Annotated in this window: 22 protein-coding genes; 10 read left to right on the top strand and 12 right to left on the bottom strand. The window is 57.4% G+C overall.

Translation table 11 applies throughout. From position 1 onward, the window contains the following. Window positions 1-11 precede the first annotated feature (11 nt). Window positions 12-179 carry a DUF2474 domain-containing protein gene (locus GHO25_RS09410; protein WP_048367442.1) on the top strand — a complete coding sequence of 56 codons (168 nt, stop codon included), beginning with the start codon at window positions 12-14 and terminating at the stop codon, window positions 177-179. 88 nt (window positions 180-267) lie between these two features. Here the strand turns inward: GHO25_RS09410 and GHO25_RS09405 are convergent, their stop codons facing one another. Further along, complete coding sequence (locus tag GHO25_RS09405; RefSeq protein ID WP_153326890.1) at window positions 268-1,392, bottom strand: methyltransferase; 1,125 nt, start codon at window positions 1,390-1,392, stop codon at window positions 268-270. A gap of 165 nt (window positions 1,393-1,557) precedes the next feature. Beyond that, window positions 1,558-2,271 (bottom strand): LuxR C-terminal-related transcriptional regulator, encoded by a 714-nt coding sequence (locus tag GHO25_RS09400; RefSeq protein WP_153390653.1) that lies wholly within the window; start codon window positions 2,269-2,271, stop codon window positions 1,558-1,560. A gap of 375 nt (window positions 2,272-2,646) precedes the next feature. Between GHO25_RS09400 and GHO25_RS09395 the strand changes: the two genes are divergently transcribed. Next, complete coding sequence (locus tag GHO25_RS09395) at window positions 2,647-3,423, top strand: ferredoxin--NADP reductase (protein ID WP_153390652.1); 777 nt, start codon at window positions 2,647-2,649, stop codon at window positions 3,421-3,423. A 65-nt stretch (window positions 3,424-3,488) separates the two neighbouring features. On the opposite strand, the gene mscL is transcribed toward GHO25_RS09395, so the two are convergent. Continuing rightward, window positions 3,489-3,902 (bottom strand): large-conductance mechanosensitive channel protein MscL, encoded by a 414-nt coding sequence (gene mscL / locus GHO25_RS09390; protein ID WP_048367438.1) that lies wholly within the window; start codon window positions 3,900-3,902, stop codon window positions 3,489-3,491. Window positions 3,903-4,170: 268 nt separating this feature from the next. Here mscL and katB point away from each other — a divergent pair, with 268 nt between their 5' ends. From katB to yjiA, 7 genes are all read left to right on the top strand, one after another. After that, on the top strand, window positions 4,171-5,712 hold the full coding sequence (gene katB / locus GHO25_RS09385) for a catalase KatB (protein WP_153390651.1): 1,542 nt from the start codon (window positions 4,171-4,173) through the stop codon (window positions 5,710-5,712). A gap of 114 nt (window positions 5,713-5,826) precedes the next feature. Further along, window positions 5,827-6,357, top strand: coding sequence for an ankyrin repeat domain-containing protein (locus tag GHO25_RS09380; RefSeq protein WP_153390650.1), 531 nt, complete (start codon window positions 5,827-5,829; stop codon window positions 6,355-6,357). Between the two features lie 45 nt (window positions 6,358-6,402). Beyond that, window positions 6,403-7,770 (top strand): DNA repair protein RadA, encoded by a 1,368-nt coding sequence (radA, locus tag GHO25_RS09375; RefSeq protein WP_048367434.1) that lies wholly within the window; start codon window positions 6,403-6,405, stop codon window positions 7,768-7,770. 130 nt (window positions 7,771-7,900) lie between these two features. Next, window positions 7,901-9,097: a Fic family protein gene (locus tag GHO25_RS09370; protein WP_256677194.1), complete on the top strand. Its 1,197-nt coding sequence runs from the start codon at window positions 7,901-7,903 to the stop codon at window positions 9,095-9,097. A gap of 122 nt (window positions 9,098-9,219) precedes the next feature. Next, on the top strand, window positions 9,220-11,289 hold the full coding sequence (locus GHO25_RS09365) for a carbon starvation CstA family protein (RefSeq protein ID WP_048389492.1): 2,070 nt from the start codon (window positions 9,220-9,222) through the stop codon (window positions 11,287-11,289). 12 nt (window positions 11,290-11,301) lie between these two features. Continuing rightward, the gene (locus tag GHO25_RS09360) at window positions 11,302-11,499 is read left to right on the top strand and encodes a YbdD/YjiX family protein (protein ID WP_048367431.1); all 198 of its coding nucleotides are present in this window, start codon (window positions 11,302-11,304) and stop codon (window positions 11,497-11,499) included. Between the two features lie 118 nt (window positions 11,500-11,617). Beyond that, complete coding sequence (gene yjiA, locus GHO25_RS09355) at window positions 11,618-12,586, top strand: GTPase (protein ID WP_153390649.1); 969 nt, start codon at window positions 11,618-11,620, stop codon at window positions 12,584-12,586. A 14-nt stretch (window positions 12,587-12,600) separates the two neighbouring features. Here yjiA and GHO25_RS09350 read toward each other — a convergent pair whose 3' ends face one another. Genes GHO25_RS09350 through GHO25_RS09340 form a run of 3 tightly spaced genes read right to left on the bottom strand, consistent with a single transcriptional unit; the run spans window position 12,601 to window position 15,343 of the window. Beyond that, window positions 12,601-13,263, bottom strand: coding sequence for a GntR family transcriptional regulator (locus tag GHO25_RS09350; protein ID WP_153375638.1), 663 nt, complete (start codon window positions 13,261-13,263; stop codon window positions 12,601-12,603). A gap of 24 nt (window positions 13,264-13,287) precedes the next feature. Beyond that, the gene (locus tag GHO25_RS09345) at window positions 13,288-13,992 is read right to left on the bottom strand and encodes a FadR/GntR family transcriptional regulator (RefSeq protein ID WP_048367805.1); all 705 of its coding nucleotides are present in this window, start codon (window positions 13,990-13,992) and stop codon (window positions 13,288-13,290) included. 37 nt (window positions 13,993-14,029) lie between these two features. Next, entirely contained in the window at window positions 14,030-15,343 is a 1,314-nt protein-coding gene (locus tag GHO25_RS09340) for a C4-dicarboxylate transporter DctA (RefSeq protein ID WP_048367427.1), read from the bottom strand. A 640-nt stretch (window positions 15,344-15,983) separates the two neighbouring features. Here GHO25_RS09340 and GHO25_RS09335 point away from each other — a divergent pair. Continuing rightward, window positions 15,984-16,253, top strand: coding sequence for a short-chain dehydrogenase (locus tag GHO25_RS09335; protein WP_153390647.1), 270 nt, complete (start codon window positions 15,984-15,986; stop codon window positions 16,251-16,253). Between the two features lie 9 nt (window positions 16,254-16,262). Here GHO25_RS09335 and GHO25_RS09330 read toward each other — a convergent pair whose 3' ends face one another. The 6 genes from GHO25_RS09330 to GHO25_RS09310 form a co-directional block, all read right to left on the bottom strand. After that, window positions 16,263-16,553 carry an addiction module antidote protein gene (locus GHO25_RS09330; protein ID WP_048367424.1) on the bottom strand — a complete coding sequence of 97 codons (291 nt, stop codon included), beginning with the start codon at window positions 16,551-16,553 and terminating at the stop codon, window positions 16,263-16,265. Between the two features lies 1 nt (window position 16,554). Beyond that, window positions 16,555-16,848: a type II toxin-antitoxin system RelE/ParE family toxin gene (locus tag GHO25_RS09325; protein WP_048367422.1), complete on the bottom strand. Its 294-nt coding sequence runs from the start codon at window positions 16,846-16,848 to the stop codon at window positions 16,555-16,557. 204 nt (window positions 16,849-17,052) lie between these two features. After that, window positions 17,053-18,306, bottom strand: a complete 1,254-nt coding sequence (glyA, locus tag GHO25_RS09320; protein ID WP_153390646.1) for a serine hydroxymethyltransferase — start codon at window positions 18,304-18,306, stop codon at window positions 17,053-17,055. Window positions 18,307-18,398: 92 nt separating this feature from the next. Then, a complete protein-coding gene (locus tag GHO25_RS09315) occupies window positions 18,399-22,256 on the bottom strand; it encodes a bifunctional diguanylate cyclase/phosphodiesterase (protein ID WP_153390645.1) in 3,858 nt (1,285 codons plus the stop codon). 43 nt (window positions 22,257-22,299) lie between these two features. Then, complete coding sequence (locus tag GHO25_RS26505) at window positions 22,300-22,422, bottom strand: hypothetical protein (protein WP_256677192.1); 123 nt, start codon at window positions 22,420-22,422, stop codon at window positions 22,300-22,302. 640 nt (window positions 22,423-23,062) lie between these two features. Beyond that, the gene (locus tag GHO25_RS09310) at window positions 23,063-24,043 is read right to left on the bottom strand and encodes an IS5-like element ISPa16 family transposase (protein ID WP_153390644.1); all 981 of its coding nucleotides are present in this window, start codon (window positions 24,041-24,043) and stop codon (window positions 23,063-23,065) included. Window positions 24,044-24,318: the final 275 nt, after the last annotated feature.

Genomic DNA, 24,318 nt, shown 5'->3' with positions numbered 1-24,318 from the left:
AGTGCCTGAACATGGCTGGCAAAGATTATTTAAACGACGTGCAAGCGTGTGAGAAAAAGCCGCTGTGGCAACGCATTGGCTGGTTGGTGTTGATCTGGACCGCCAGCGTGGCGAGCCTGGCCGTGTTTGCCATGCTGATCCGCCTGTTCATGACCGCAGCGGGCATGAAAAGCCACTAAACAACTACGGTAGGAGCGAGCTTGCCTCGCGATCTTTTGAGTGGTTAAAAGATCGCGAGGCAAGCTCGCTCCTACAGGGTTTTTACAGTTATTTGCGCGCCTTGAGGATGACGAATTTAGGCGTGGCAGCCACTTGCTCAACCCCTCGAAACAACTTGGCCAGCTTGCTGTGATAGCCCAAGTGGCGATTGCCCACGATGTACAGCGCGCCACCCACCACCAGCGCCTCGCGGGCTTGCTGGAACATGCGCCAGGCCAAAAAGTCGCCCACCACTTGTTGCTGGTGAAACGGCGGATTGCACAACACCACGTCCAATGAGTTCGGCGCCTGACCTGCCAGGCCATCGCCTGCACGTACCGTCACGTCGCGATCGCCCAGCGCCGCCTGCCAGTTCTCCTGTGCCGATTGCACCGCCATAAACGATTCATCGACCAGCGTGTAGTGCGCCTGTGGGTTGTTCAGGGCGCTGGCGATGGCCAGCACGCCATTCCCGCAGCCCAAGTCGGCCACACGGGCCGAGCCAAGGTTGGTCGGCAGGTGTGGCAAAAACGCTCGCGTGCCGATATCCAGCCCTTCACGGCAGAACACGTTAGCGTGGTTGAGCAGCTCGATAGCAGGCTTGTCCAGCGCGTAACGTGAAGGGTAGGGCGAGGTAAACGGCCCCAGGCCCTGTGCCGTCGCCATTAGCAAGCGGGCTTTTTTGACCGCCAGCGAGGCCTGCACCGGGCCGATATAGCGCTCCAGCAGATCCCCTGCCGCACGTGGCAAGTGTTTGATCATCGCGCCGGCAATCACCTGTGCGCCTGGAGCCAACTGGCCTTGCAGGCGAATCAGTTGTTCTTCCAGCAACGCCAGGGTTTTTGGCACCCGCACCAGTACACAGTCGAATGGGCCTGCCAGTGGCTGGCTGGCGGGAATGATCGAGACCGCATCAAATGCATGGCCGTTGCGCACCAGATTCTTTTCCAGGCCTTGAATGGCCAGGAACGAGTCACTGCTGCTGGTGACGTGCATCGTACTGACCAGGCTGACGGCCAAGGCCCCAAAACTGTCGTTGAGCACCAATATCCGGCTGTTGGCCGGCAGCGCCAATTCGGCCACGTGGTTGAGCAAATACTCATCCGCAGCGTCGAAGGCCTGGAGTGGCTCATTCTGTTGTTCAGGCTGGCGGATCAAGTGGAGTTGGGCGAAAGGACTTTCGAGCGCAGGCATCTATACAAACTCTGGGGCATCGACAACGGCTTGAGTTGAGTTCAAAGGCATTCAAGCAGCCATGGAGGCCGTGGCATTTTCAGGTGCTGGCGATTTTACGTTTTTTTACCGGAGATTGCCCGACGCTTTTGGTCGGGGTGAAGGCTGCTCAGGTGTGACGGTGCATCAAAGAAGACCGCATTTGGCCGCGATCACCACGGCAGACGTCTTGTTGGTCGCGCCCATTTTTCGCATCGCGCTGCTGATGTGAAAATTTACGGTTCGCGGTGTCAGGCTCAGGATGATGGCAATGTCAGACGCCGTTTTGCCTTGGGCGGTCCATTTCAGGATCTCTGACTCACGCGTAGACAGATGATTGCCGGGATCATTTAGGCGCATGTTCAGAAAGAATTTTTCGTACATCGCGGTGTGCAACTGGTGGCATAGCCATAGCAAGTCGCCCACTTTTTCATCGAACTCCTGGGTTGAAACAGGCGAGTGCCGTCGGGTCAGGCTCAGGATGCTCACCGTCCCTTTGGCGTCGTGAGCCGACAGCGACCAACCATAATTGAGCCCATATGACTGCGATACGTCCTTGAGTTCAGGTGTTTCACTGAATAAATGCTGGTCCCATACCAGTGGATCAATGGACTTTTTGAAGTGGTTTTCAATTGGGTTTTTATGGGTAATACAGCACGCGTCAAAAGTATCTATAAATTCGATTGGGTGATTAGTCAGTATTTTTCTATCTATTTGAAGGCTTCTTTGTTGTGGGGCCATTCTGAACAAAAAGCTATCAAATCCGCACAGTTCAATTCGATTGCGTGCATAAGTAAGTAAAGTGGATTCACCCTTTTGGGTAAGTTCTTGTTTTGTATAAAAACGATTGGCAGTGCCCATAATGCGTGGGGCTCCCAGAAGGTGGATCCAATGTGGAATTTAATAATAGTTCATAATTCTCAAGAATATGTAGGAATTTTCTCGATCTATTTTAAGAGTAATTGCTCTAGTGTTTTAAGTCTCTGAGGATTTAACTTTTTTTTCACGCTTGTTATCGATTTGTTTTTTTTGGCGCCATTTTTTGGTTGAGGCTTAGTGTTGAAAGCAATGTTTAAAGTTGACAGTGCTAAACACCATTAACAACTCGTTACACATTTCTGTACGAGTGCGAAACCCTCCCTGTTTCTCCTATGAATTAAAAGCCATCACAAACAGTCGGTGTTCCTCCCTGCGTGTTTGCGCGACACTAGGGCCATCAGCCCAATGGAGCGCACCATGACCGCCAGCGCAGAAAAATTCACCCGCCAGACGCTGCTCGATGTTAAACCCCTCACCCCCAACCTGTTTACCTTGCGCACCACCCGCGACCAAGGGTTTCGCTTTCGCGCAGGGCAGTTTGCAAGGCTGGGCGTGACCAAGGCCGACGGCAGTACGGTGTGGCGCGCCTATTCCATGGTGTCTTCCCCGTATGACGAGTTTTTGGAGTTCTTTTCAATCGTGGTGCCGGGGGGGGAGTTCACCAGTGAGCTGAGCCGCTTACAGGTGGGCGATACCTTGCTGGTAGAGCGCCAGGCCTTTGGTTACCTGACTCTGGACCGTTTTGTCGACGGCCGGGACCTGTGGTTGTTGGCAACAGGAACCGGCATTGCACCGTTCATCTCGATCCTGCAAGACTTTGAAGTATGGGAAAAATTTGAACGCATCGTATTGGTTTACAGCGCCCGGGAAGCACGTGAACTGGCGTATCAGAAATTAATCGCTGAACTGGGCTCGCGCGATTACCTTGCCCAGCATGCGCATAAACTGATCTATGTACCGACAGTGACCCGTGAGCAAATGCCGAACGTGTTAAACGGGCGTATAACAACGCTGATCGAAAACGGTGAGCTTGAACGTGCGGCGGGAGTTGAACTAACACCCGAGCACTCGCGGGTGATGTTGTGCGGTAATCCACAAATGATTGATGACACGCGCAAGTTATTGAAAGCACGCAATCTGCAACTAAGCCTTTCGCGTCGTCCCGGGCAAGTTGCGGTAGAGAACTATTGGTAGGTCAACTAAACAAGGTCTTTAATAAACAACGGCGCCTCTAAGCGCCGTTGTTTAAGCCCGGGCCTCTATGGCCGGTTCTTTTGTTCTTTGAGCAGGTCGCGGATCTCACCCAGCAGTTCTTCTTCTTTAGAAGGCAGTGGCGGGGTGCTTGGGGCGACTTCTTCTTGACGGCGCAGGCGGTTGATCGCCTTAACACCCAAAAAGATGGCAAACGCCACAATCACAAAGTCGATGACGGTCTGAATGAATTTGCCATAAGCCAATACCACCGCTGGGGCGTCACCGGCCGCCGCTTTGAGCGTAATGGCCAGGTCCGAGAAGTCCACGCCGCCAATCAACAGCCCCAAAGGCGGCATGACCACATCGCCGACGAAGGATGAAACGATTTTGCCGAACGCAGCGCCGATGATGATGCCCACGGCCATATCGACCACGTTCCCTTTGACCGCGAAGGCCTTGAACTCACTTAAGACGCTCATTGGTTATTCCTTGTTACAGATGAGGTTGGTAGATGCAGTGTAAATCAGCCTTGCGCATCTCGCCTGCCAGGCCACTTGCAATCTCATGGGTTGACCCGCAAGCGGCGTATAAGTTTAAACGTTTCAGCGCCTAACGCCTTTAGCGTCTTCAAGCCAGCCTTTTTTCTTAATGGGGCGGTTCAGACCTTTCAATTTAGAGAACCCCACCCGCGCCTCTAACCTTTGCGCAACGTAGTGACTACGTAGCTAATAACCAGAGGACACGTGCATGACCACCCCTTTCGGCCTTGGGCCCCGTACCCAACGACGCCTACTTAGTGCGTTGAGCATCAGCCTGCTATCGGTTTCCGTTCACGCCGCTACCTTGACCCGCGATAACGGCGCGGCGGTCGGTGATAACCAAAACTCACAAACGGCCGGCGCCAATGGCCCCGTGTTGCTGCAAGACGTACAACTGCTGCAAAAGCTGCAGCGCTTTGACCGCGAGCGTATCCCCGAACGTGTGGTGCATGCCCGCGGCACCGGCGCCCACGGCAGCTTCACCGTGACCAACGACCTCAGTGACCTGACCAAAGCCCGGGTGTTTGCGGCCGGCGAAACCACGCCTGTGTTTGTGCGCTTCTCGGCGGTGGTTCATGGCAACCACTCCCCGGAAACCCTGCGTGACCCGCGTGGCTTTGCCACCAAGTTCTATACCGCAGACGGCAACTGGGACCTGGTGGGCAACAACTTCCCGACGTTCTTTATTCGTGATGCGATCAAGTTCCCGGACATGGTGCACGCGTTTAAGCCCGACCCGCGCACCAACCTTGACGATGACTCGCGGCGCTTTGATTTCTTCTCCCATGTGCCTGAAGCCACGCGTACCCTGACCGAGCTGTACTCCGACTCGGGCACCCCGGCCAGCTACCGCGAAATGGACGGCAATGGTGTGCACGCCTACAAACTGGTGAATGCCAAGGGCGAAGTGCACTACGTGAAGTTCCACTGGAAGAGCCTGCAAGGCATTCGCAACCTCGACCCTAAAGAAGTCACTCAGGTGCAGGGCCGTGACTACAGCCACATGACCCACGACCTGGTGACGCACATCAACCAGGGCGACTTCCCCAAGTGGGATTTGTACGTGCAAGTGCTCAATCCTGAAGACTTGAAGTCGTTCGACTTTGACCCGCTGGACGCGACCAAAATCTGGCCGAACGTGCCAGAGCGCAAAGTCGGCCAGATGGTGCTGAACCGTAACCCGGCCAACGTCTTCCAGGAGACCGAGCAAGTGGCCATGGCGCCGGCCAACCTGGTGCCAGGCATCGAACCGTCTGAAGACCGCTTGCTGCAAGGTCGGGTGTTCTCCTACGCCGATACGCAGATGTACCGTTTGGGCGCCAACGCCCTGCAATTGCCGATCAACGCCCCACGGGTGACGGTCAACAACGGCAATCAGGACGGCGCCATGAACACCGGTCATAGCACCTCGGGCGTGAACTACCAGCCAAGCCGACTGGAGCCGCGTGAAGAGCCGCAAACCGCGCGTTACAGCGAAATGCCGCTGTCGGGTACGACCCAGCAGGCGAAGATTCAGCGTGAGCAGAACTTCAAACAGGCCGGCGATCTTTACCGTTCATACAGCAAGAAAGAGCGTCAGGACCTGATTGAAAACTTCGCCGGCTCGTTGGCCACCACTGATGACGTCAGCAAGCACATCATCCTGTCGTTCCTTTATAAGGCAGACCCGGAGTACGGCACCGGCGTGACCAAAGTGGCCAAAGGCGACCTGGCACGGGTCAAGGCACTGGCGGCCAAGCTGGTGGATTAACCTTCGTCGGTCGTTGTAGGAGCGAGCTCGCCTCGCGATCTTGAAAACGATCAAAAGATCGCGAGACAAGCTCGCTCCTACATGGATCTGTGACCTCTGACAGGTAGCGTACACATGCGAATTTTTGCTTTAGCTACGATGCTGCTGTTGAGTGGGTGGGCACTTGCCGACCAGCCCGACACCCAGACCCAACTCAAGGGCTACTTCTTCGACGCCGCCCGGCGCGGCGACGTGGTCATGCTCGACACCTTCATCGACTCGCACTTTGACCTCGATGCCCAGGACAGCAAAGGCTACACCGCCTTGATTCTTGCGGCCTATAACGGCCATGACGAGGCGGTCGAGCACTTGCTCAAGGCGGGCGCCAATGCCTGCGCGCAAGACCTGCGCGGCAACACCGCGCTGATGGGCGCCATTTTCAAAGGCGAATTCAAAATCGCCCGGCGGCTGATGAACACCGACTGCAACCCCGATCAGCGCAACGGTGCGGGACAGACCGCGGCCATGTTTGCCGGGTTGTTCAAGCGCGTCGAACTGCTCAACGATTTATCGCAAAAAGGCGCCGACCTGAATGCCACGGATGCCCAGGGCAATACCGCCGCTCAGCTGATCAAGGGTGAAATCCGCATGCCCGAGTCGCACTGATCGCAGCCTTGTGGGCTATCATCGCGGTTTTTGTGCGGAGTTCAGATGGCCAAGCCTAAGCGCATTTACGGCTGTACCGAGTGCGGTGCAACTTTCCCCAAGTGGGCCGGGCAGTGCGCAGAATGCGGCGTCTGGAACACCCTGGTAGAAACCGTTGTTGAAAGCGGCGCTGCTGCGCCCCCCAGTGGCCGTACCGGCTGGACCGGGCAACAGGCGCAAATCAAAACCCTGGCCGAAGTCAGCATCGAAGAAATCCCGCGCTTTTCGACCGCCTCCGGCGAGCTCGACCGGGTGCTCGGTGGCGGTCTGGTCGACGGCTCTGTGGTGCTGATCGGCGGTGATCCCGGCATCGGCAAGTCAACTATCCTCCTGCAAACCTTGTGTCAGATGGCAACGCGCATGCCCGCGCTGTACGTCACCGGCGAAGAGTCGCAGCAGCAAGTGGCCATGCGCGCCCGGCGTCTGGGCTTGCCGCAGGACCAGCTCAAGGTCATGACCGAAACCTGCATCGAAAACATCATCGCCACGGCCAAGCTCGAAAAGCCCAAGGTCATGGTGATCGACTCGATCCAGACCATCTTCACCGAACAGCTGCAATCGGCACCGGGCGGCGTGTCGCAAGTGCGCGAAAGCGCGGCGTTGCTGGTGCGGTACGCCAAATCCAGCGGCACGGCGATCTTTCTGGTCGGCCACGTGACCAAAGAGGGCGCTCTCGCTGGCCCCCGCGTGCTGGAGCACATGGTCGATACCGTGTTGTATTTCGAGGGTGAATCCGACGGGCGGTTACGTTTGCTGCGCGCGGTGAAAAACCGTTTCGGTGCGGTCAACGAACTGGGCGTTTTCGGCATGACCGACAAAGGCCTGAAAGAAGTCTCCAACCCCTCTGCGATCTTCCTGACGCGGGCTCAAGAAGAAGTCCCGGGCAGCGTGGTAATGGCCACGTGGGAAGGGACACGGCCGATGCTGGTCGAAGTACAAGCGCTGGTGGACGACAGCCACATGTCCAACCCGCGCCGCGTGACCTTGGGCCTCGATCAAAACCGGCTGGCCATGTTGCTGGCGGTGCTGCACCGCCATGGCGGTATCCCGACCCACGACCAGGACGTGTTCCTCAACGTGGTGGGCGGGGTCAAAGTGCTGGAAACCGCGTCAGACCTGGCCTTGATGGCCGCCGTCATGTCCAGTTTGCGCAACCGTCCGCTGCCCCACGACTTGCTGGTGTTTGGCGAAGTCGGCCTGTCAGGTGAAGTACGCCCGGTGCCGAGCGGCCAAGAGCGTTTGAAAGAAGCCGCCAAACACGGCTTTAAACGCGCCATCGTGCCCAAAGGCAACGCCCCCAAAGAATCCCCGCCGGGGCTCACTATCATTGCGGTGACCCGTCTGGAACAAGCGCTGGATGCGTTGTTTGAATAGCGTTTCAATTGTGTAAAAAAATCTGCAATAGGCGCGTTGTGGTTTGTCTGTTAACGTCGGTTTTAGCCCGTATTTATAGGCTGTAGTCTATAAATAATATGTGCAAAAAAATCTGCAAAAGAGACCGGCCATGACCGACCTGTACACCTCCATTAGCTGGCTTGAGCCGTTGCTGTTCGAACCTGTCCCCGTGGATATGGTTGAGATGGCAGATCAAATGCTGACCCTCAAAGGACGGCTCGAAGGGCTTTACCCGGCAGAGACCCGTGAGCGTATTGGCCGGCTCTTGCAACTGACCAACAGCTTTTATTCAAACCTGATTGAAGGGCAGTACACCGAGCCCAAGGTGATCGAGCAAAAAGCGCAGATCAAACGCACAGCCAAGCAGTTAACTGAAATAGCGACGTCACACGTTCACGTTCAACGCGCATTTGAACGCATCATTGATCGGGATGGAGGGGCTGACTGGGCAGATCTTTTTGCCGTGAATTTTGTCTCCCTCATTCATCGCGGCCTGTTCCGTGATGCCAGTGAGCAAGAACTGCAGATTGATGGGTTAAAGGCGCCGATGGTGCCCGGACAACTCCGAGACATGGCCGGGCTCAATGTGTCCGTCGGTCAGCATGAGGCGCCGGCTTATCAGGCGGTGCGCCCGATGCTTGAGCGCATGCAGGTTGTGTATGGGCGGTTGGCCGATCCCCGCTATCGGTTGATTGCCACATTGGCTTATCACCACCGCCTGGCGTGGGTGCATCCCTTCCCCGATGGCAATGGTCGGGTGGTGCGCATGGTCACGCATTTACAGCTCTTGAAGTTGGGGCTGGCCTCACCCTTGTGGTCGCTGTCCCGTGGGCTGGCCCGCGAACACGAAGCGTATTACCAGCACCTGGCCCAGGCGGATCAGCATCGCCAGGGCGATCTGGACGGGCGAGGGCAATTGTCTTTAAAAGCCTTACAGGCTTTCGTGCGTTTTATGCTGCGCACCTGTATCGACCAGATGAGTTACATGCTGGAGGCGCTGGACCGTGATGCATTACGCGCGCGACTTGAACGGGCGGTCGCTTTCGATGAGCGATTTATGGCCGCAGAGATCAAGCCGGAAATTGCCCGCGCCTTGCATATCCTGATCACTCAGGGGGCTGTAGCGCGTAATGACTTTAAAGTGTTCATGGGGCTGGGTGAGCGAACCGCGATCAATCAATTAAAGAAGCTTGTGCAGTTAGGCGTGGTAGACAGTCCGTCGCCAAAATCACGGCTGATCTATCCCGGTTTTCCAGTGTGGTTCGCGCAACTGGTTTTCCCTGATCTGCATCGACGCTTTATTTAAGCGCACGCCCAGCATAAATCTGCAAAAGAAGGCTCTAGACCAAGGTAAGGGGGTGGTCTTTAGAGTCAGGAGCGCTACACTCCGAGAGCGGTACTTCTTGTCCAACTGGCCGGAATATAAAAATGAATAATAAAAATAGCCTGCTACGCCACATCCCGTGGCTGGTGCTGGCAATTGTAGGAGCCTGCGCCCTTGGCGTGGTGGCATTACGCCGGGGAGAGGCGATCAACGCGCTGTGGATTGTAGTTGCAGCGGTGGCTATCTACCTGGTCGCGTACCGTTATTACAGTCTGTTCATTGCCACTCGCGTGATGCAGCTGGATCCCAACCGGGCAACGCCTGCGGTGCTCAATAACGATGGTCTGGACTACGTGCCGACCAACAAACACATCCTTTTCGGACACCACTTTGCCGCCATCGCCGGCGCTGGCCCTCTGGTCGGCCCCGTACTGGCTGCGCAAATGGGCTACCTGCCCGGCACACTGTGGCTGATTGCCGGTGTGGTACTGGCGGGCGCGGTTCAAGACTTCATGGTCTTGTTCATGTCCACACGTCGCAACGGTCGCTCTTTGGGTGACATGGTGCGCGAAGAAATGGGCAAGGTGCCTGGCACCATCGCGCTGTTTGGCTGCTTCCTGATCATGATCATCATCCTCGCGGTGCTGGCGCTGATCGTGGTTAAAGCCTTGGCCGAAAGCCCATGGGGCATGTTCACGGTGATGGCAACCATCCCGATTGCGATGTTTATGGGCGTGTACATGCGCTACATACGCCCGGGGCGCATCGGTGAAATCTCGATTATCGGTGTGCTGCTGTTGCTCGGTTCGATCTGGCTGGGCGGGCAAATTGGTGCGAGTCCGGAGTGGGCTCCGGTGTTCACCTTCACCGGTGTGCAAATCACCTGGATGCTGATCGGTTATGGCTTTGTGGCTGCGGTATTGCCGGTGTGGCTGGTACTGGCACCGCGTGACTACCTGTCGACCTTCCTCAAAATCGGCACCATCATCGCGCTGGCTATCGGCATTCTGATCACCATGCCCGAGCTGAAAATGCCGGCCGTGACTCAGTTCATCGACGGCAATGGCCCGGTCTGGAAAGGCGGTCTGTTCCCGTTCCTGTTCATCACCATTGCCTGCGGCGCGGTGTCGGGTTTCCACGCACTGATCTCCTCGGGTACTACCCCTAAACTGCTGGATAACGAAGCCAACGCCCGTTACATCGGCTACGGCGGCATGCTGATGGAGTCCTTCGTGGCCATCATGGCAATGGTTGCCGCTTCGGTGATCGAGCCGGGTGTGTACTTCGCCATGAACAGCCCGCCTGCCATTGTAGGCGGTGACGTGGTGACCGTGGCGCAAACCGTGACCAGCTGGGGCTTTGCCATTACCCCGGATGCGTTGACTGCACTGGCCAAAGACATCGGTGAAACCACCGTACTGGCCCGAGCGGGTGGCGCTCCGACACTGGCGGTGGGTATCGCGCAGATCCTGCACCACGTGTTGCCGGGCGAAAACACCATGGCGTTCTGGTACCACTTCGCCATTCTGTTTGAAGCCTTGTTTATTTTGACCGCTGTCGACGCCGGTACCCGTGCCGGTCGCTTCATGCTGCAAGACCTGTTGGGCAGCTTCGTGCCAGCGCTCAAGCGCACCGAATCCTGGCCGGCCAACCTCATTGCGACCGCAGGCTGCGTGGCGATGTGGGGGTACTTGCTGTACCAAGGCGTGATCGACCCGCTGGGCGGCATCAACACCTTGTGGCCGCTGTTCGGTATCTCTAACCAGATGCTGGCGGGTATCGCGCTGATGCTGGCGACGGTTGTGCTGATCAAAATGAAGCGTCAACGCTACATCTGGGTCACCATGCTGCCAGCGGTCTGGCTGCTGATCTGCACCACCACCGCAGGCTTCATCAAGCTGTTCGACGCTAACCCGGCGGTCGGCTTCCTGTCGCTGGCGAAAAAATACAGCACAGCGCTGGACGCAGGCCAAGTGATTGCTCCGGCGAAAAACATCGACCAGATGCAGCACGTCATCATCAACGCGTACACCAACGCGGGCCTGACCGTCCTGTTCCTGTTCGTGGTGTTCAGCATCCTGTTCTACGCGCTCAAAGTCGGCGTCGCCGCTTGGGGCAACAAAGAGCGGACTGACAAAGAAACGCCCTTCAAGGCGATGCCCGATGCACGATAGAGGAATGCAGCCATGTTCAATGACCTGAGTCGCCTCGGTAAATACCTCGGTCAGGCCGCGCGCCTGATGGTCGGCATGCCCGACTACGACAACTACGTCGAGCATATGCAAACCAATCACCCGGACAAGCCGGTGATGAGCTACGAGGCGTTCTTCCGCGAGCGCCAGGAAGCCCGTTACGGCGGCAAGAGCGGGCCCAAGTGCTGTTAAATAGCTAGACCTCTGTAGGGGCGAGCGTGTCTCGCGATCTTTTGAACCTTGAAAAGATCGCGAGGCGAGCTCGCTCCTACAGTTGTTTTTGCGCTCCCTCTTTCAAGGAGACCTGAGCATGTCATCTCCCATCCCCGTCACCATCCTTAGCGGGTTTCTGGGTGCCGGTAAAACCACGTTGTTGCGTTACCTGCTTAAAGCCGAACACGGGCTGAAAATTGCCGTGATCGAAAACGAATTCAGCGATGCCGGTATCGACACCCAATTGTTGGGCGACGAGCCGGTGCAAGTCATGACCCTGGCCAATGGCTGCGTGTGTTGCACCATCCACACCGACCTGACCAAAGCCCTGTACCTGCTGCTCGAGCGGCTGGACAGCGGCGAAATTGCCTTTGATCGTTTAGTGATCGAATGCACCGGCCTGGCCGACCCGGCCCCGGTGGCGCAAACCTTCTTTATTGATGAAGAACTGCGTGAGCGCTACTTGCTCGACGGCATCATTACCTTGGTCGATGCCGCCCATGCCGACGTGCACCTGAGCCAAACCATCGCCCAGGCACAGATCGGCTTTGCCGACCGTTTGCTGGTGAGCAAGCGTGACCTGGTTGACGACGCCACGTTTGATGCGCTGTGCGAGCGCCTGACGCGGATCAACCGGCGTGCCTCGATTCGCGTGGTTGAGCACGGCAAAATCGACCTGGCAGAACTGCTCGATGTGCGCGGGTTTAACTTGAATGCCGACCTGGGCGGCGGCTTGAGCTTGCGCCCGGTGCAGCCGGCAGCTTCGATTGACCGTATTTCCAGCCTGGTACTGCGTACCGACAAACCGCTGGATATCGACAGCCTCAGCACGTTTATGAACGACCTGCTCGAAAGCCACGGCAAACAACTGCTGCGCTACAAAGGCGTGCTGAACATCGCAGGCGAAGACCGCCGGTTGGTGTTCCAGGGCGTGCTCAAGCTGTACGGCTTTGACTGGGACACCGAATGGGCCGAAGGCGAGGCCCGCGAAAGCGTGATGGTGTTTATTGCCGATGACCTGCCCGAGGCCAAGATTCGCGAAGGGTTTGCGCAACTGACCCTTTAGCTCGGCCCCTGCGATCACCCTGGAACCAGCTCACCCAGATAGTGATTCAACAATGCCAACGCGGTGGCCTCATCTTTGTTTTCCACCGCGTTGGCCATTGCGACCTGCTGCTGCCAAGCCTCGGGCCCGTCTGAACGGCGCGCAATGGCCAGTGATGTCATAGGGATCAAGTTGGCCAGGAAGTGCGCCAAGGGTGCGTTCCCGGCCATGTGTCCCAAATGCAGATGAAATGCACCCGCCAAGCGTATGGCCCGGCCCCGCTGATTGTCCGCGTAGGCCTGGCGCTGGCGCTCGATCAAATGATGCAAATGATCGATGTCGGGCCTTTGTGCCCGTTGACAGGCCATGGGTATCAAGGCCGTTTCAGTCAGGCGCCGGGCATGCAGGGCTTGGCAGATCTGCTCGTCAGACGGTGAGGCGATACGTGCGCCCACTTTAGCCTGCAACGTAATGACGTGCTGATACGTCAGTAGCGAAAGGGCATGACGGATCTGCAAGCGGCTCACGCCGAACTCCCGGCCCAACCGCTCTTCATTCAACCGGCTGTCGGGGGGTAGACGTTGGTCAACAATGGCGTCCAGCACACGGGCGTACACGTCATCGGTACACGGCGCTGACTGCAAGGGGCGTGAATCGGGTAGTGACGCATTGGACGGCAACAAAGCATAAGCACTCATGGCCAGACTCCTGTCTGAAACGTGTTAACTGCCGGGGTTTTCGTCAGGTATGTTCAGTTCAATGCCCACGCGCTGACCTTCGCGCAGAATATGGCGACGCATTTCGGCGCCCGCCAACGCACTGTTTTTGGCACGAATGGCGCGCACCACGGCCTCATTTTCTTCCAGTCTTTCTGCCATGTGCTCAGGTGAGTTGCGCAGCACTTGTGCACTTTGTTTGAGGGCGTTGCTGGTTTGTTGAACAACGCTCTGGAAGATGGGATTAGACGTCAGGTTAAACAGCTCTTCATGAAAGGCGATGTACGCATTGACCCCGGCCTCGCTGTCGTTGGCTTCCAGGGCTTCGCGCATGTCCATTAGCGTTAGCCGTAACTGGCCGACCTCTTTGCTGCGAATGGACTGCGCGACCAGCCCGACGATAAACGGCTCAAGGGTGTAACGCAGTTGCAGTACATCTTCCATGCTGGCTTGCGCCACCGCGTTCTCCTGCTGGGGAGATTCGCTGGCGTTGGCTTGCAGCACCACCACGCCTTTGCTCGGCAGGGTACGGACTAGCCCCAGTGTCTCCAGCACGATGATGGCTTCCCTCAGGCTGGGGCGGCTGATGCCGAGCTTTTCAGCCAACTCCCGTTGCCCGGGCAGCATCTCTCCGCTGCGCCATTCCCCGCTGGCCAAGGCCGCCCTGAGTTTGGCTACTACCGAATTTACAACCGTTGACGAGGTGATCACTTTTCGCTCCATGAGCAACAAAAGGGGTTAGAAGATTTTAAAAATCCTGCGGGCCGACAGCGACTTCAGGTTTGAGCGGGCGAAAGGTGTAGCCCGGTTGCCCGGCGAGTACTTTGTTGGCACGTTGCACGTCGATGTCTTTTTCCCACTGGGCAATCGCGACAGTCGCCACACAGTTACCGATCAGGTTAGTCAGGGCGCGGCCAATGCCCATAAACCAGTCTACCGCCAACACCAATACCAGACCTGCCACCGGTATGGCCGGGATCGCGGTCAAGGTAGCAGCAAGAATGACTAATGCCGAACCGGGAATGCCGTGAGCCCCTTTTGAGGTGATCAACGAGACCAGCAAAATGGTCAGCAAGTCGGTCATGGCCAAGGGAGTGCCAGTGGCGTTGGCGATAAACACGATGGCCAGCGTCAGGTAAATCGAGAAACCATCCAGGTTAAAGGAGTATCCGGTTGGAATAACCAGCCCTACCGTCGAGGTGCCAATGCCCAAGTGCTCCAGCTTGCGCATGATTTGTGGCAGCACGGCATCGGACGACGCGGTGCCCAGTACAATCGTCAGCTCTTCGCGCAGGTACTTGAGCAGAGGCCAAAGACGCAGGCCAGAAGCCCGCATCACCACGCCAAGAATTACAGAAACAAACGCGGCACAGGTCAGATAAAACAAACCGACCAGGCTACCCAAGTGTTGCAGCGAATCCAGGCCATACGTGCTGGTGGTAAAGGCTATGGCGCCAAACACGCCGATGGGCGCCAAACGAACAATCATGCCCATGATGCGGAAGATGATATGGCTTAGCTCGTTAATCAGCCGCGATATCCCCGACGCCGCCTCACCGACCAGATTGAGCGCGCTGCCGAACAGGACGGAAAACAGCAGCACTTGCAGAATGTTGTTATCAGCGAAAGCGCCCACCACCGAGGTGGGGATCAGGTCCATCAAGAACTGCGCCGTGGTTTGCATATGCTCACTGCGCTGGGTGATGTCACTTGCCCCGGCGCTGGCCAATTGATCCAGATGGATATTCGCTCCTGTGCCGATCCCCGTGCTGAAGGCAAACGCCAAGCCCACCACCAATGCAACCGTGGTCAGAATTTCAAAATAAATGACCGACTTCAGGCCGATCCTTCCGACCTTCTTCAAGTCGCCCGCGCCGCTGATGCCACTGACCACTACGCAGAACACAATCAGGCCGATCAGCATCTTGATCAGCTTGATAAAAGCGTCGCCCAAGGGTTTGAGGTGGGAAGAGTATTCGGGCAAAACAAGGCCGCAAGCGGCACCGAGCAGGAGGCCAAGAACGACTTGAAAGAAAATTGAACGCGAGCACCATCTGATCATGGGAGGAGTCCTGGTAGTGTCCTGACAGCAGGTCGCTGAGCGAATGGGCTTCAGAACTTAATTATTGTGGTCTTACCGGTATGTCCAGTTCGCGAGCAGTGTAGGAGTCGCATTTCGGGATAATCAAGTGAATTTTAATAAAATTGGCTGACCGGTCTTACCGGTTGAGTGAGGCTCAGCGAGCTAAAGCCTCTGCGGGATGTTGAATTGGGGGGATGATGTGCGTGTGCCGGGCGCCAGATTCACCACAAATCTCTGTAGGAGCGAGCTTGCCTCGCGAGCTTTTAAGATCAAAAGATCGCGAGACAAGCTCGCTCCTACAAAGGGTGTGTACGCCCACGAAATTGAGGGATGTTTCGCACAGCTTTGCCAATTGCTGAGGCAGCAGGGCGGCGCCTATAGTCAGCGCTCGCCCAAATGGGTGACCGGGTTTGGCGACTTGGAAGGTGCTAAGAATTGCTATATGTGGCAGAGCGTGTATTTTTGCTCGCTGTGCTTTATGGCAGCTGTACGTGGGAGATCTTCGGATCTGCCGGGTTTTCTTAGCTTTGACCGGTTCGCCAACCCGCGTACAGCGGCCACCTGTTTTCGTTTGGCGACGAAGACAGATGGCTCAACTCTAAAGCAAAGAGATTTACTTATGACTAATTCACCGTACATCCCGCTGACTACCATCGACTGCACCATCCCCGCCTTGCTGATCGACCGTAACGCCCCGCTTGACGTCTTGCACGCTAACGCCACCGCCCGCGTACTGGCGGTGACCCAACTGATGGAAACCTTCTCTAGTCGCGACGTTCAGGACGCCGACGCCATCGACCTCAAACAACTCGCCACCACCGCCATGATCTTGCTGCGCGACGGCTGCGACCTGCTCAACGTCTTGGGCTGGCGCTTACAGCCGACCTGACCCGGCCACTTATGGGTGTGCTGGCTGCGCGTGAAGCTCCACGCCCATTGCACGCATGACTTTCACCACGGTGTCGAAGCGAGGCTTGGCCCCAGGGGCGAAGGCCTTGTACAAGCTGGCACGACCGAGGCCTGAGTCTTTGGCGATTTGCGCCATACCTCGGGCTTTGGCCACGTAACCAACGGCACGAATCAGTTCATCGGTATCGCCGTCGGCAAGTACCTGGGAGAGGTACTCGCTGATGGCTTCATCACTATCGAGCAGCGCCGCCATGTCGAACGCAATAGGGGTGTTAGGCATCTCAGACCTCCTTAGCCATCATTTTTGCCTGCTTGATGTCAGCAGCCTGTGTAGATTTGTCACCGCCCACCAGCAAGACAATCATCACACCTTCGCGCAGTGTGAAATAAAGCCGATACCCGGCTCCGACATCCACGCGCATCTCAGACACGCCGCCACCGACTGTTTTGGCATCGCCAAGGTTGCCCGCCGAGGCTCTCTCAATGCGGCGTGCAATAGCGATTTTTGCGCGCATATCGCGCAGTGTTGAATGCCATAACGCAAAGGATTTCGTTTGCTGGATGATGTAATTCATTGTTATGAGTGTATCCGTGCGGAGACAGATGGCAAGTCTACACGGCTTCGCACTCCAGAGAACTCCGGCTGTCGTTTTACTGTAGGAGCGAGCTTGCCTCGCGATCTTTTGATCTTTAAAAGATCGCGAGGCAAGCTCGCTTCTACAGGGTGGGCACAAAAAAGCCCGGCTCAAGAGCCGGGCTTTTTTTTCAGCTAATTACACTCAGTTGCCGTAAACAGGCAGCTTTTTGCAGATAGCTTTTACTTTTTCGCGAACTGCATCAATCACGGCTTCGTTGTTGATGTCGTCCAGGATGTCGCAGATCCAGCCCGCCAGCTCTTTACACTCTTCAACTTTGAAGCCGCGAGTGGTCACAGCCGGGGTACCGAAACGCAGGCCCGAGGTGACGAACGGGGAGCGTGGGTCGTTAGGCACGGAGTTTTTGTTCACGGTGATGAAAGCTTTGCCCAACGCGGCGTCAGCGTCTTTACCGGAGATGTCTTGCTTGATCAGCGACAGCAGGAACAGGTGGTTTTCAGTACCGCCCGACACGATGTCGTAGCCGCGCTCGATGAACACCGAGGCCATGGCCTGGGCGTTTTTCACCACTTGTTGTTGGTACACCTTGAACTCAGGCTGCAGAGCTTCTTTGAAGCACACGGCCTTACCGGCGATAACGTGCTCCAGTGGGCCACCTTGACCGCCCGGGAATACAGCCGAGTTCAGCTTTTTCTCGATTTCAGGGTTAGCTTTGGCCAGGATCAGGCCGCCACGTGGGCCGCGCAGGGTTTTGTGCGTGGTGGTGGTTACGACGTCAGCAAATGGAACCGGGTTCGGGTAAACGCCAGCAGCCACCAGACCGGCTATGTGAGCCATGTCAACGAACAGGTACGCGCCAACTTTGTCAGCGATCGCACGGAAACGCGGGAAGTCCAGGATCTGCGAGTAGGCAGAGAAACCGGCCACGATCATTTTTGGCTTGTGCTCAACCGCCAGGCGCTCAACTTCGTCGTAGTCGATCAGGCCGTTGGCGTCGATGCCGTATTGAACAGCGTTGTACAGCTTGCCCGAGGACGAAACGCTGGCGCCGTGGGTCAGGTGACCACCGTGAGCCAAGCTCATGCCCAGGATGGTGTCACCGGCCGACAGCAGGGCCAGGTAAACAGCGCTGTTGGCCTGGGAGCCAGCGTGCGGCTGAACGTTGGCGTAATCGGCGCCGAACAGTTCTTTTGCACGGTCGATGGCCAGTTGCTCAACCACGTCGACGTATTCGCAGCCGCCGTAGTAACGCTTGCCTGGGTAGCCTTCCGCGTATTTGTTGGTCAAGACCGAGCCTTGAGCTTCCATCACCGCTGGGCTGGTGTAGTTTTCCGAAGCGATCAGCTCGATGTGTTCTTCCTGGCGCTGAGCTTCTTGCTCCATGGCGGCAAAAAGGTCGGCGTCGAACTTGGCAAGTGTCAAATCACGGCTGAACATGGCGGTCCTCAAGGATCGGGGGGCAGAAAAGGAGGGCATTCTAACCCAATGGGTATTAACTGGCATATGAAAGCGATTCACGGCGTGCGTGATCACGTTGCAAGCTTGAAACCATAGGCCTGCAATTGCTTGACCAGCAGGTGCGCGGGCATGGGGCGGCCAAACAGGTAGCCCTGAATTTCGTCGCAACCGTGCTCGCGCAGGAACTCGAGCTGCTCGTGGGTCTCGACGCCTTCGGCGATCACCGCCAGGTTGAGGCTGTGGGCCATCGCAATAATGGCGCGGACAATTTGCGCATCCTGCTCGCCTGACGGCAGGCCGTCGACGAACGTGCGGTCGATCTTGAGCACGTCGATCGGGAACTGTTTGAGGTAGTTGAGCGACGAATAACCCGTGCCGAAGTCGTCAACGGCAATGCTCAGGCCGAGGTTTTTGAGGCTGGCGAGAATTTGCAGCGCTTCGCTGACTTCGCGCATCAAGATGCTTTCGGTCAGTTCCAGCTCAAGGCACGCCGGGGAGAGCCCGGTTTCCTTGAGGATGCTGGCGATCCGCGTGCCAAGCTGGCCGTCCGAGAATTGCCGTGCCGAGATGTTGACCGAGACTTTAGGCACGCGCACTTTCTCTTGGTGCCAGCGCTTGAGCTGGCGGCACGATTCGGCCAGCACCCAGTCACCGACATCCACCACCAGCCCCAACTCTTCCAGCACCGGGATAAAGTCGCCCGGCGGTACCAGCCCGCGCCGTGGGTGGTTCCAGCGCAGCAGCGCCTCAACCCCGGTCAGGCGCTTGCCGTCACCACTGAATTGCGGCTGGTAATAGAGGATAAATTCTTGCTGTTCCAACGCATGGCGCAGGTCGCTTTCCAGCTCCAGGCGTTCCAGGGCGCTGGCGTTCATGTCGGCCTGGTAGAACTGGAAGTTGTTTTTGCCGCGCTCTTTGGCGTGATACATCGCGGTGTCGGCGTTTTTCATCAACTGGCTGAGTTCGTTGCCGTCCTGCGGGCTCAAGGCGATACCGATACTGGCGGTGACGAAAAATTCGCGGCTCTCAAGAACGAACGGTTGCACCAGGCTGGCGAGGATTTGCTCAGCCACCCCGACCGCCCGGTTGAGCGCCATGACGCGGGTGGCGCGGGGTTGCAAGAGCAGGGTGAATTCGTCGCCGCCCATGCGCGCAACGGTGTCGTCGTCATCCACGCAGGCCAGCAGGCGCGTGGCCATGTCTTTGAGCATGCGGTCGCCCGCGGCGTGGCCCAGCGAGTCGTTGATCGGCTTGAAGCGGTCGAGGTCGAGGAACATCAACACCACCCACGACTTGTTCCGTTCGGCCTGCTGCAAGGCGGTGTGCAGGCGGTCCTGGAACAACGTGCGGTTAGGCAGGTGCGTCAGGGCATCGTAGTAGGCCAGGCGGTGGATGCGTTGTTCGCTGGCCTTGCGCTCGCTGATGTCGCTAAAGAAGCACACATAGCTGGCCAGGTCGCCTTCGTCGTCGAACACCGCCGTAATCCCGACCCACGCCGGGTAATGTTCGCCATTGCGACGCTTGAGCCACACTTCACCTTCCCAGGTGTTGTGCTGATTCAGTTGCTTGATCACGTACTGCAAGTGCGCTTGCTGCTGTTCATCGACAGTCAGCAGGTTCGGCAGTTGGTCGAGTACCTGCTCAACGGAGTAGCCGCTCACCCGGCTAAAGGCTTCGTTGGCTTGCACGATGTAACCCGCCGGGTCGGTGATCAGGATGGCCGAGGTGGAATGCTCAAACACCGTGGCAGCCATGCGCAGGTCTTTTTCGGCGCTGCGCTGCTGACTGATATCACGCGCAACACCGAGCAGGCCTTCAAATTTATCGTGCTCATCCCACACCAGAATCAGACGCAGCTCCACCGGGATTTTGCGGCCGTCAGCACGCACACAGTCGAGCAGGAACAGTTGGGTCTGCAATTGGGTGCGCAAGGCCGCCAGTTGCGCCGGCTTGTCGAGCGCGCTCTTGACCCGTTCGATCAGGCTGTACAGCCCTGTGAGTTGCTGTGGTTTGGCGATGGTGGCTTGCCAGCCGTGCTTGAGCACCCAGTCGGCGTCATGGCCCAACACGGTTTCTATCGAGGGGCTGACGTAGTTGAGTTGCAGGCTGTTGTTGGTAGAGAAAATCACGTCGCTGATGCTCTCGGCCAGCATCCGGTAGCGATGCTCGCTGTCGCGCAAGGACTCGCTGGCTTCGATTTGGTCGGTAATGTCTTTGGCGACCCCGACAATGCGCGTCACTTGGTCGCCGGTGCCGCGGGCCAGGGCTTGCTCGCGAATATCAAAGCGGCGCCACACCCCGCTGTGGTGGCGAAAGCGCAGTTGGCAATCGAGTTGCTGGGCATAGCCGCCGTCGCGTTGTTGTTGGCGCAGTTGGCTGTAATGCTCGGCGTCTTCGGGGTGCAGCAACAACTCCCAGAAGTACGGCCCCATTTGTTGCAACTCAACGCTGCTGTAGCCCAGGGTTTGGCCCAAATGGTGGTTGCTGAAGATCATTCGCTGGCTGATCACGTTCTGCACGTACAGGTGGTCAGGCACGGTGCGCACTACGTCCGACCAGAAGCTTTCCCGCTCTTGCAGCGACAGCTCAATCAGCTTGCGGCTGGTGATGTCACTGATGCTTAAGATGACCGCGTGGTAGTCCTGTCGGTCTTCGGGCAGGCGCAGCACCAGCCATAAATGCTGGTCATGGCCTTGGGCATCGGTGAGGGTTATTTCCAGTTCAAGCTGGTGCTGCTGTTCAAGCACCGCTTCAGCCAACTGATAACCAATGGCTGAGGGGTTGGCCGGGCAGCCGTTGATCAGTTTTATCCAGGCTTCATGGCCCGAGCTGATGCCCAGCAGTTGCAACGCCACCTGGTTCACTTCAGTGATGCGCAGTTGCTCAAATAACAGGCGCCGCCGTTCGGGGTTGTCTTGCAGCCATTGCTTGAGCGCCTCGCGGTCGTGGAGTTTTTCGCGCTCCAGCAGGCCCGGCAAACCGGCCAGATCCAGCACGCACAAGGCCACGCCGGTGCCTTCGAAAATGTCGTGGTAGCGTCGTCGACCTTCATGCAGTTGCCGCTGGCGCCGGCGCATGTTGAGCAGCGCCAGCAGCGGCAACGACGAGAACATCAGGCCCAGCAGGCATTTGCCGATCAGGCCGGGCAGCAGATGCGCCTTGGCCTCGCTGCGATCGAACAGGCCGCGCAGTTCCCAGTCGCTGTGGCTCAAAGGCACCAGCAGCACCGTCGAGGCTTCGTCGCCCGGGGTGACAGTGCTGGCGCTGGAGGCGGTTGCCATACGGCTGAGCACGGTGTCGGTCTGGCCGTTTTCGATCAGCCATTGCGGGCGGTTGTTCTCGGCGGTTCGGCGCGTCAGCGAGTGCAGCATGCCGGTGCTCAGGCGCAGCAGCCAATACCCGTTGAAGGTGTCGTTAGGCGGGCGCAAGCGCAGGTAAATGACGCTGGCATCATGGTTATTGCCGTAGTAATAAACGTCGCCCCGGCCTTGCGGCGGGTTACTGCGTACCCACTCTTTCAAAAAAGCCGCGTCAGGGCTGGCGCTACTGCTGTCGAGCACAATATCGCCAGTTGGGCTGAGCAAGGCCAGGCTTTGCACATTCGGCACCACTGCACGCAGTTGGTTGACCACAGCTTGCTGCTGGCTTGGGGTGCGGGGGAGTTCGTAGAGCGGGAGCTGGTTGAGGGCGGTTTCGGCCTTGAGCGCCAGGCTCAAACTGATGTGGTCAGCCAGGTCTGCGCTGTAATGGACGCTGGCCAAGTGCTCTTGTTCGAGGGTTTCCTGGAACTGTTCAATTAATAACCAAATCAGGATCCCCAGCAAAAACAGCACCAGCGCTGCCAAGGCACCCTTTAACGTCCCGCGCACGGGTGGGCCAAGGGTTTGGCCTGGCACATGGGTGAGTGTTGGCGGAGCTACATTAGGCAAGCTGCGATCCTGCGGTTTGGCGACTAAGGTGCAACACGTATTATTAGCTGGACGCGTACGGGACGGCTAGCATGCCTTGGGTCGTGGCAAAGTGCCAGTGCCGTGGCTCGCGCTGGTTTGCCCTGTCCCGCGCATTCAGGTAGCTTTGCCGGTTACGCGAGGGCATTTTAGCTCCTACACTCAGGCTTTTTCTGCGAGCAGGCATTGATCCGTTCAATTTCTGTCTTTGTGCTATGGCCTGATCAGGGCATCGCTCGCGCCTTATTCATCAGTCACTGACGCTAGGTTATCCATGGCTCAATGCGTGGATCTACCCTATTAGATTTTAGTCATGTTTTACGATCTGAAGCCGAGGCCTGACTGTTACTAGTTCTCCAGGATAATCAGTATTTTTTTGCTCACAATCGTGCGTCAGGGCCTAGCTTTTAGTTAGCTTTTGATGATTTTGAGCCAATTTCGGCTCCAAAACCTAACTTTTTGTAAGCGTACCTCTGATTGCTCCTGGTCAGGTATCACGATGCAGATATCACCGCCGATGTGCCGAAGCCGATGACTCTGCGGAACGTGCGGAGGATGGGTTCCGAATCCCTCGTTAAGCGAAGCCCTTTAGCATCATCACTGAACCACTGGCACGTCGTAATCTCGCAACTGTATGCCTAGGGAAGGTCTGAAGTAACCCTGTATTTCCGGTCGACTTCAGCCCTCGCTGCTTTTGAAAGCGGGCCGTCGATCAAAATCGACCAGGTAACCCGCTCAGTTCTCCGTTTTTGGCCGCCGCGAGCACCTCGCAGCAGCCATTTTCCGCATTACAGGTGCACCTTTCCTGCGGTAGTCAGCAAATGTCGGCGCGCCATCCATAGGTTCGACAGCGCGAACAGCGTCACCAGCTGAGCGGTGTTCTTGGCCAGGCCACGGAAGCGCACCTTCACGTAACCGAACTGGCGCTTGATCACTCGAAACGGGTGCTCGACCTTCGCTCGCACTTGTGCCTTGGCCTTCTCGATCCTGCGCTTGGCTTTGTACAGGGCGCTGCGTTTATCGAGCTTCTTGTAGGTGCTGCGGCGTGCTGCGACCTGCCAGATCACTTCGCGGCCAGCATGTTCGGGGCGCTTTTCGACGCCGGTGTAGCCGGCATCGGCGTAGACGACGTTCTCGTCACCGTGCAGCAGTTTGTCGACCTGGGTGATATCCGCCACGTTGGCTGCCGTGCCTACCACGCTGTGTACCAGCCCCGACTCATCATCCACGCCGATGTGCGCCTTCATGCCAAAGTAATACTGGTTCCCTTTCTTGCTCTGGTGCATTTCCGGGTCGCGCTTGCCGTCCTGGTTCTTGGTCGAGCTGGGCGCGTGGATCAGTGTGGCATCGACGATAGTGCCCTGGCGCAGCGACAGGCCGCGATCCCCCAGGTAGCCATTGATTACGCCGAGGATGCCGGCTGCTAGCTCATGTTTCTCTAGCAAACGACGGAAGTTGAGGATGGTGGTTTCGTCGGGAATGCGCTCCAGGCTCAGCCCGGCGAACTGACGCAGGATGGTCGTCTCGTAGAGCGCTTCTTCCATGGCCGGGTCGCTGTAGCCGAACCAGTTCTGCATCAGATGGATACGTAACATGGCCATCAGCGGATAGGCTGGACGACCACCTTCACCCTTTGGGTAGTGTGGCTCGATCAGGGCAATCAATCCCTTCCACGGCACCACCTGATCCATCTCGATCAGGAACAATTCCTTACGGGTCTGCTTGCGCTTGCCGGCGTACTCGGCGTCGGCGAAGGTCATCTGCTTCATGGAAAAACTCGGCTGGCGGGATCGGCGTATTTCACCAGATTCGGGAAGTCTTTTTCAGACCTTCCCTAGGAAGACTGAGGTGAGGATAAGCAGTTGCAACGTCCAGCGTCCAACTGCGTCGACCCTCCGATTAGCCACGCAGCGTTGATCCCAAAGTCGTGTATATGCCCAAGCGCGCCGATCTGACGCTTGAATGCCCATCCGGGGCGGTCTGCCGCCCAAACACGCCGCTGCCTACGATATGCTTGACGTCCGAACGACTGCGCCCTCCTACG

It is taken from the genome of Pseudomonas sp. FSL R10-1350 (genome assembly GCF_009600525.1).
Classification (GTDB): domain Bacteria; phylum Pseudomonadota; class Gammaproteobacteria; order Pseudomonadales; family Pseudomonadaceae; genus Aquipseudomonas; species Aquipseudomonas helleri.
This window is presented reverse-complemented; position numbering and strand designations above follow the sequence as displayed.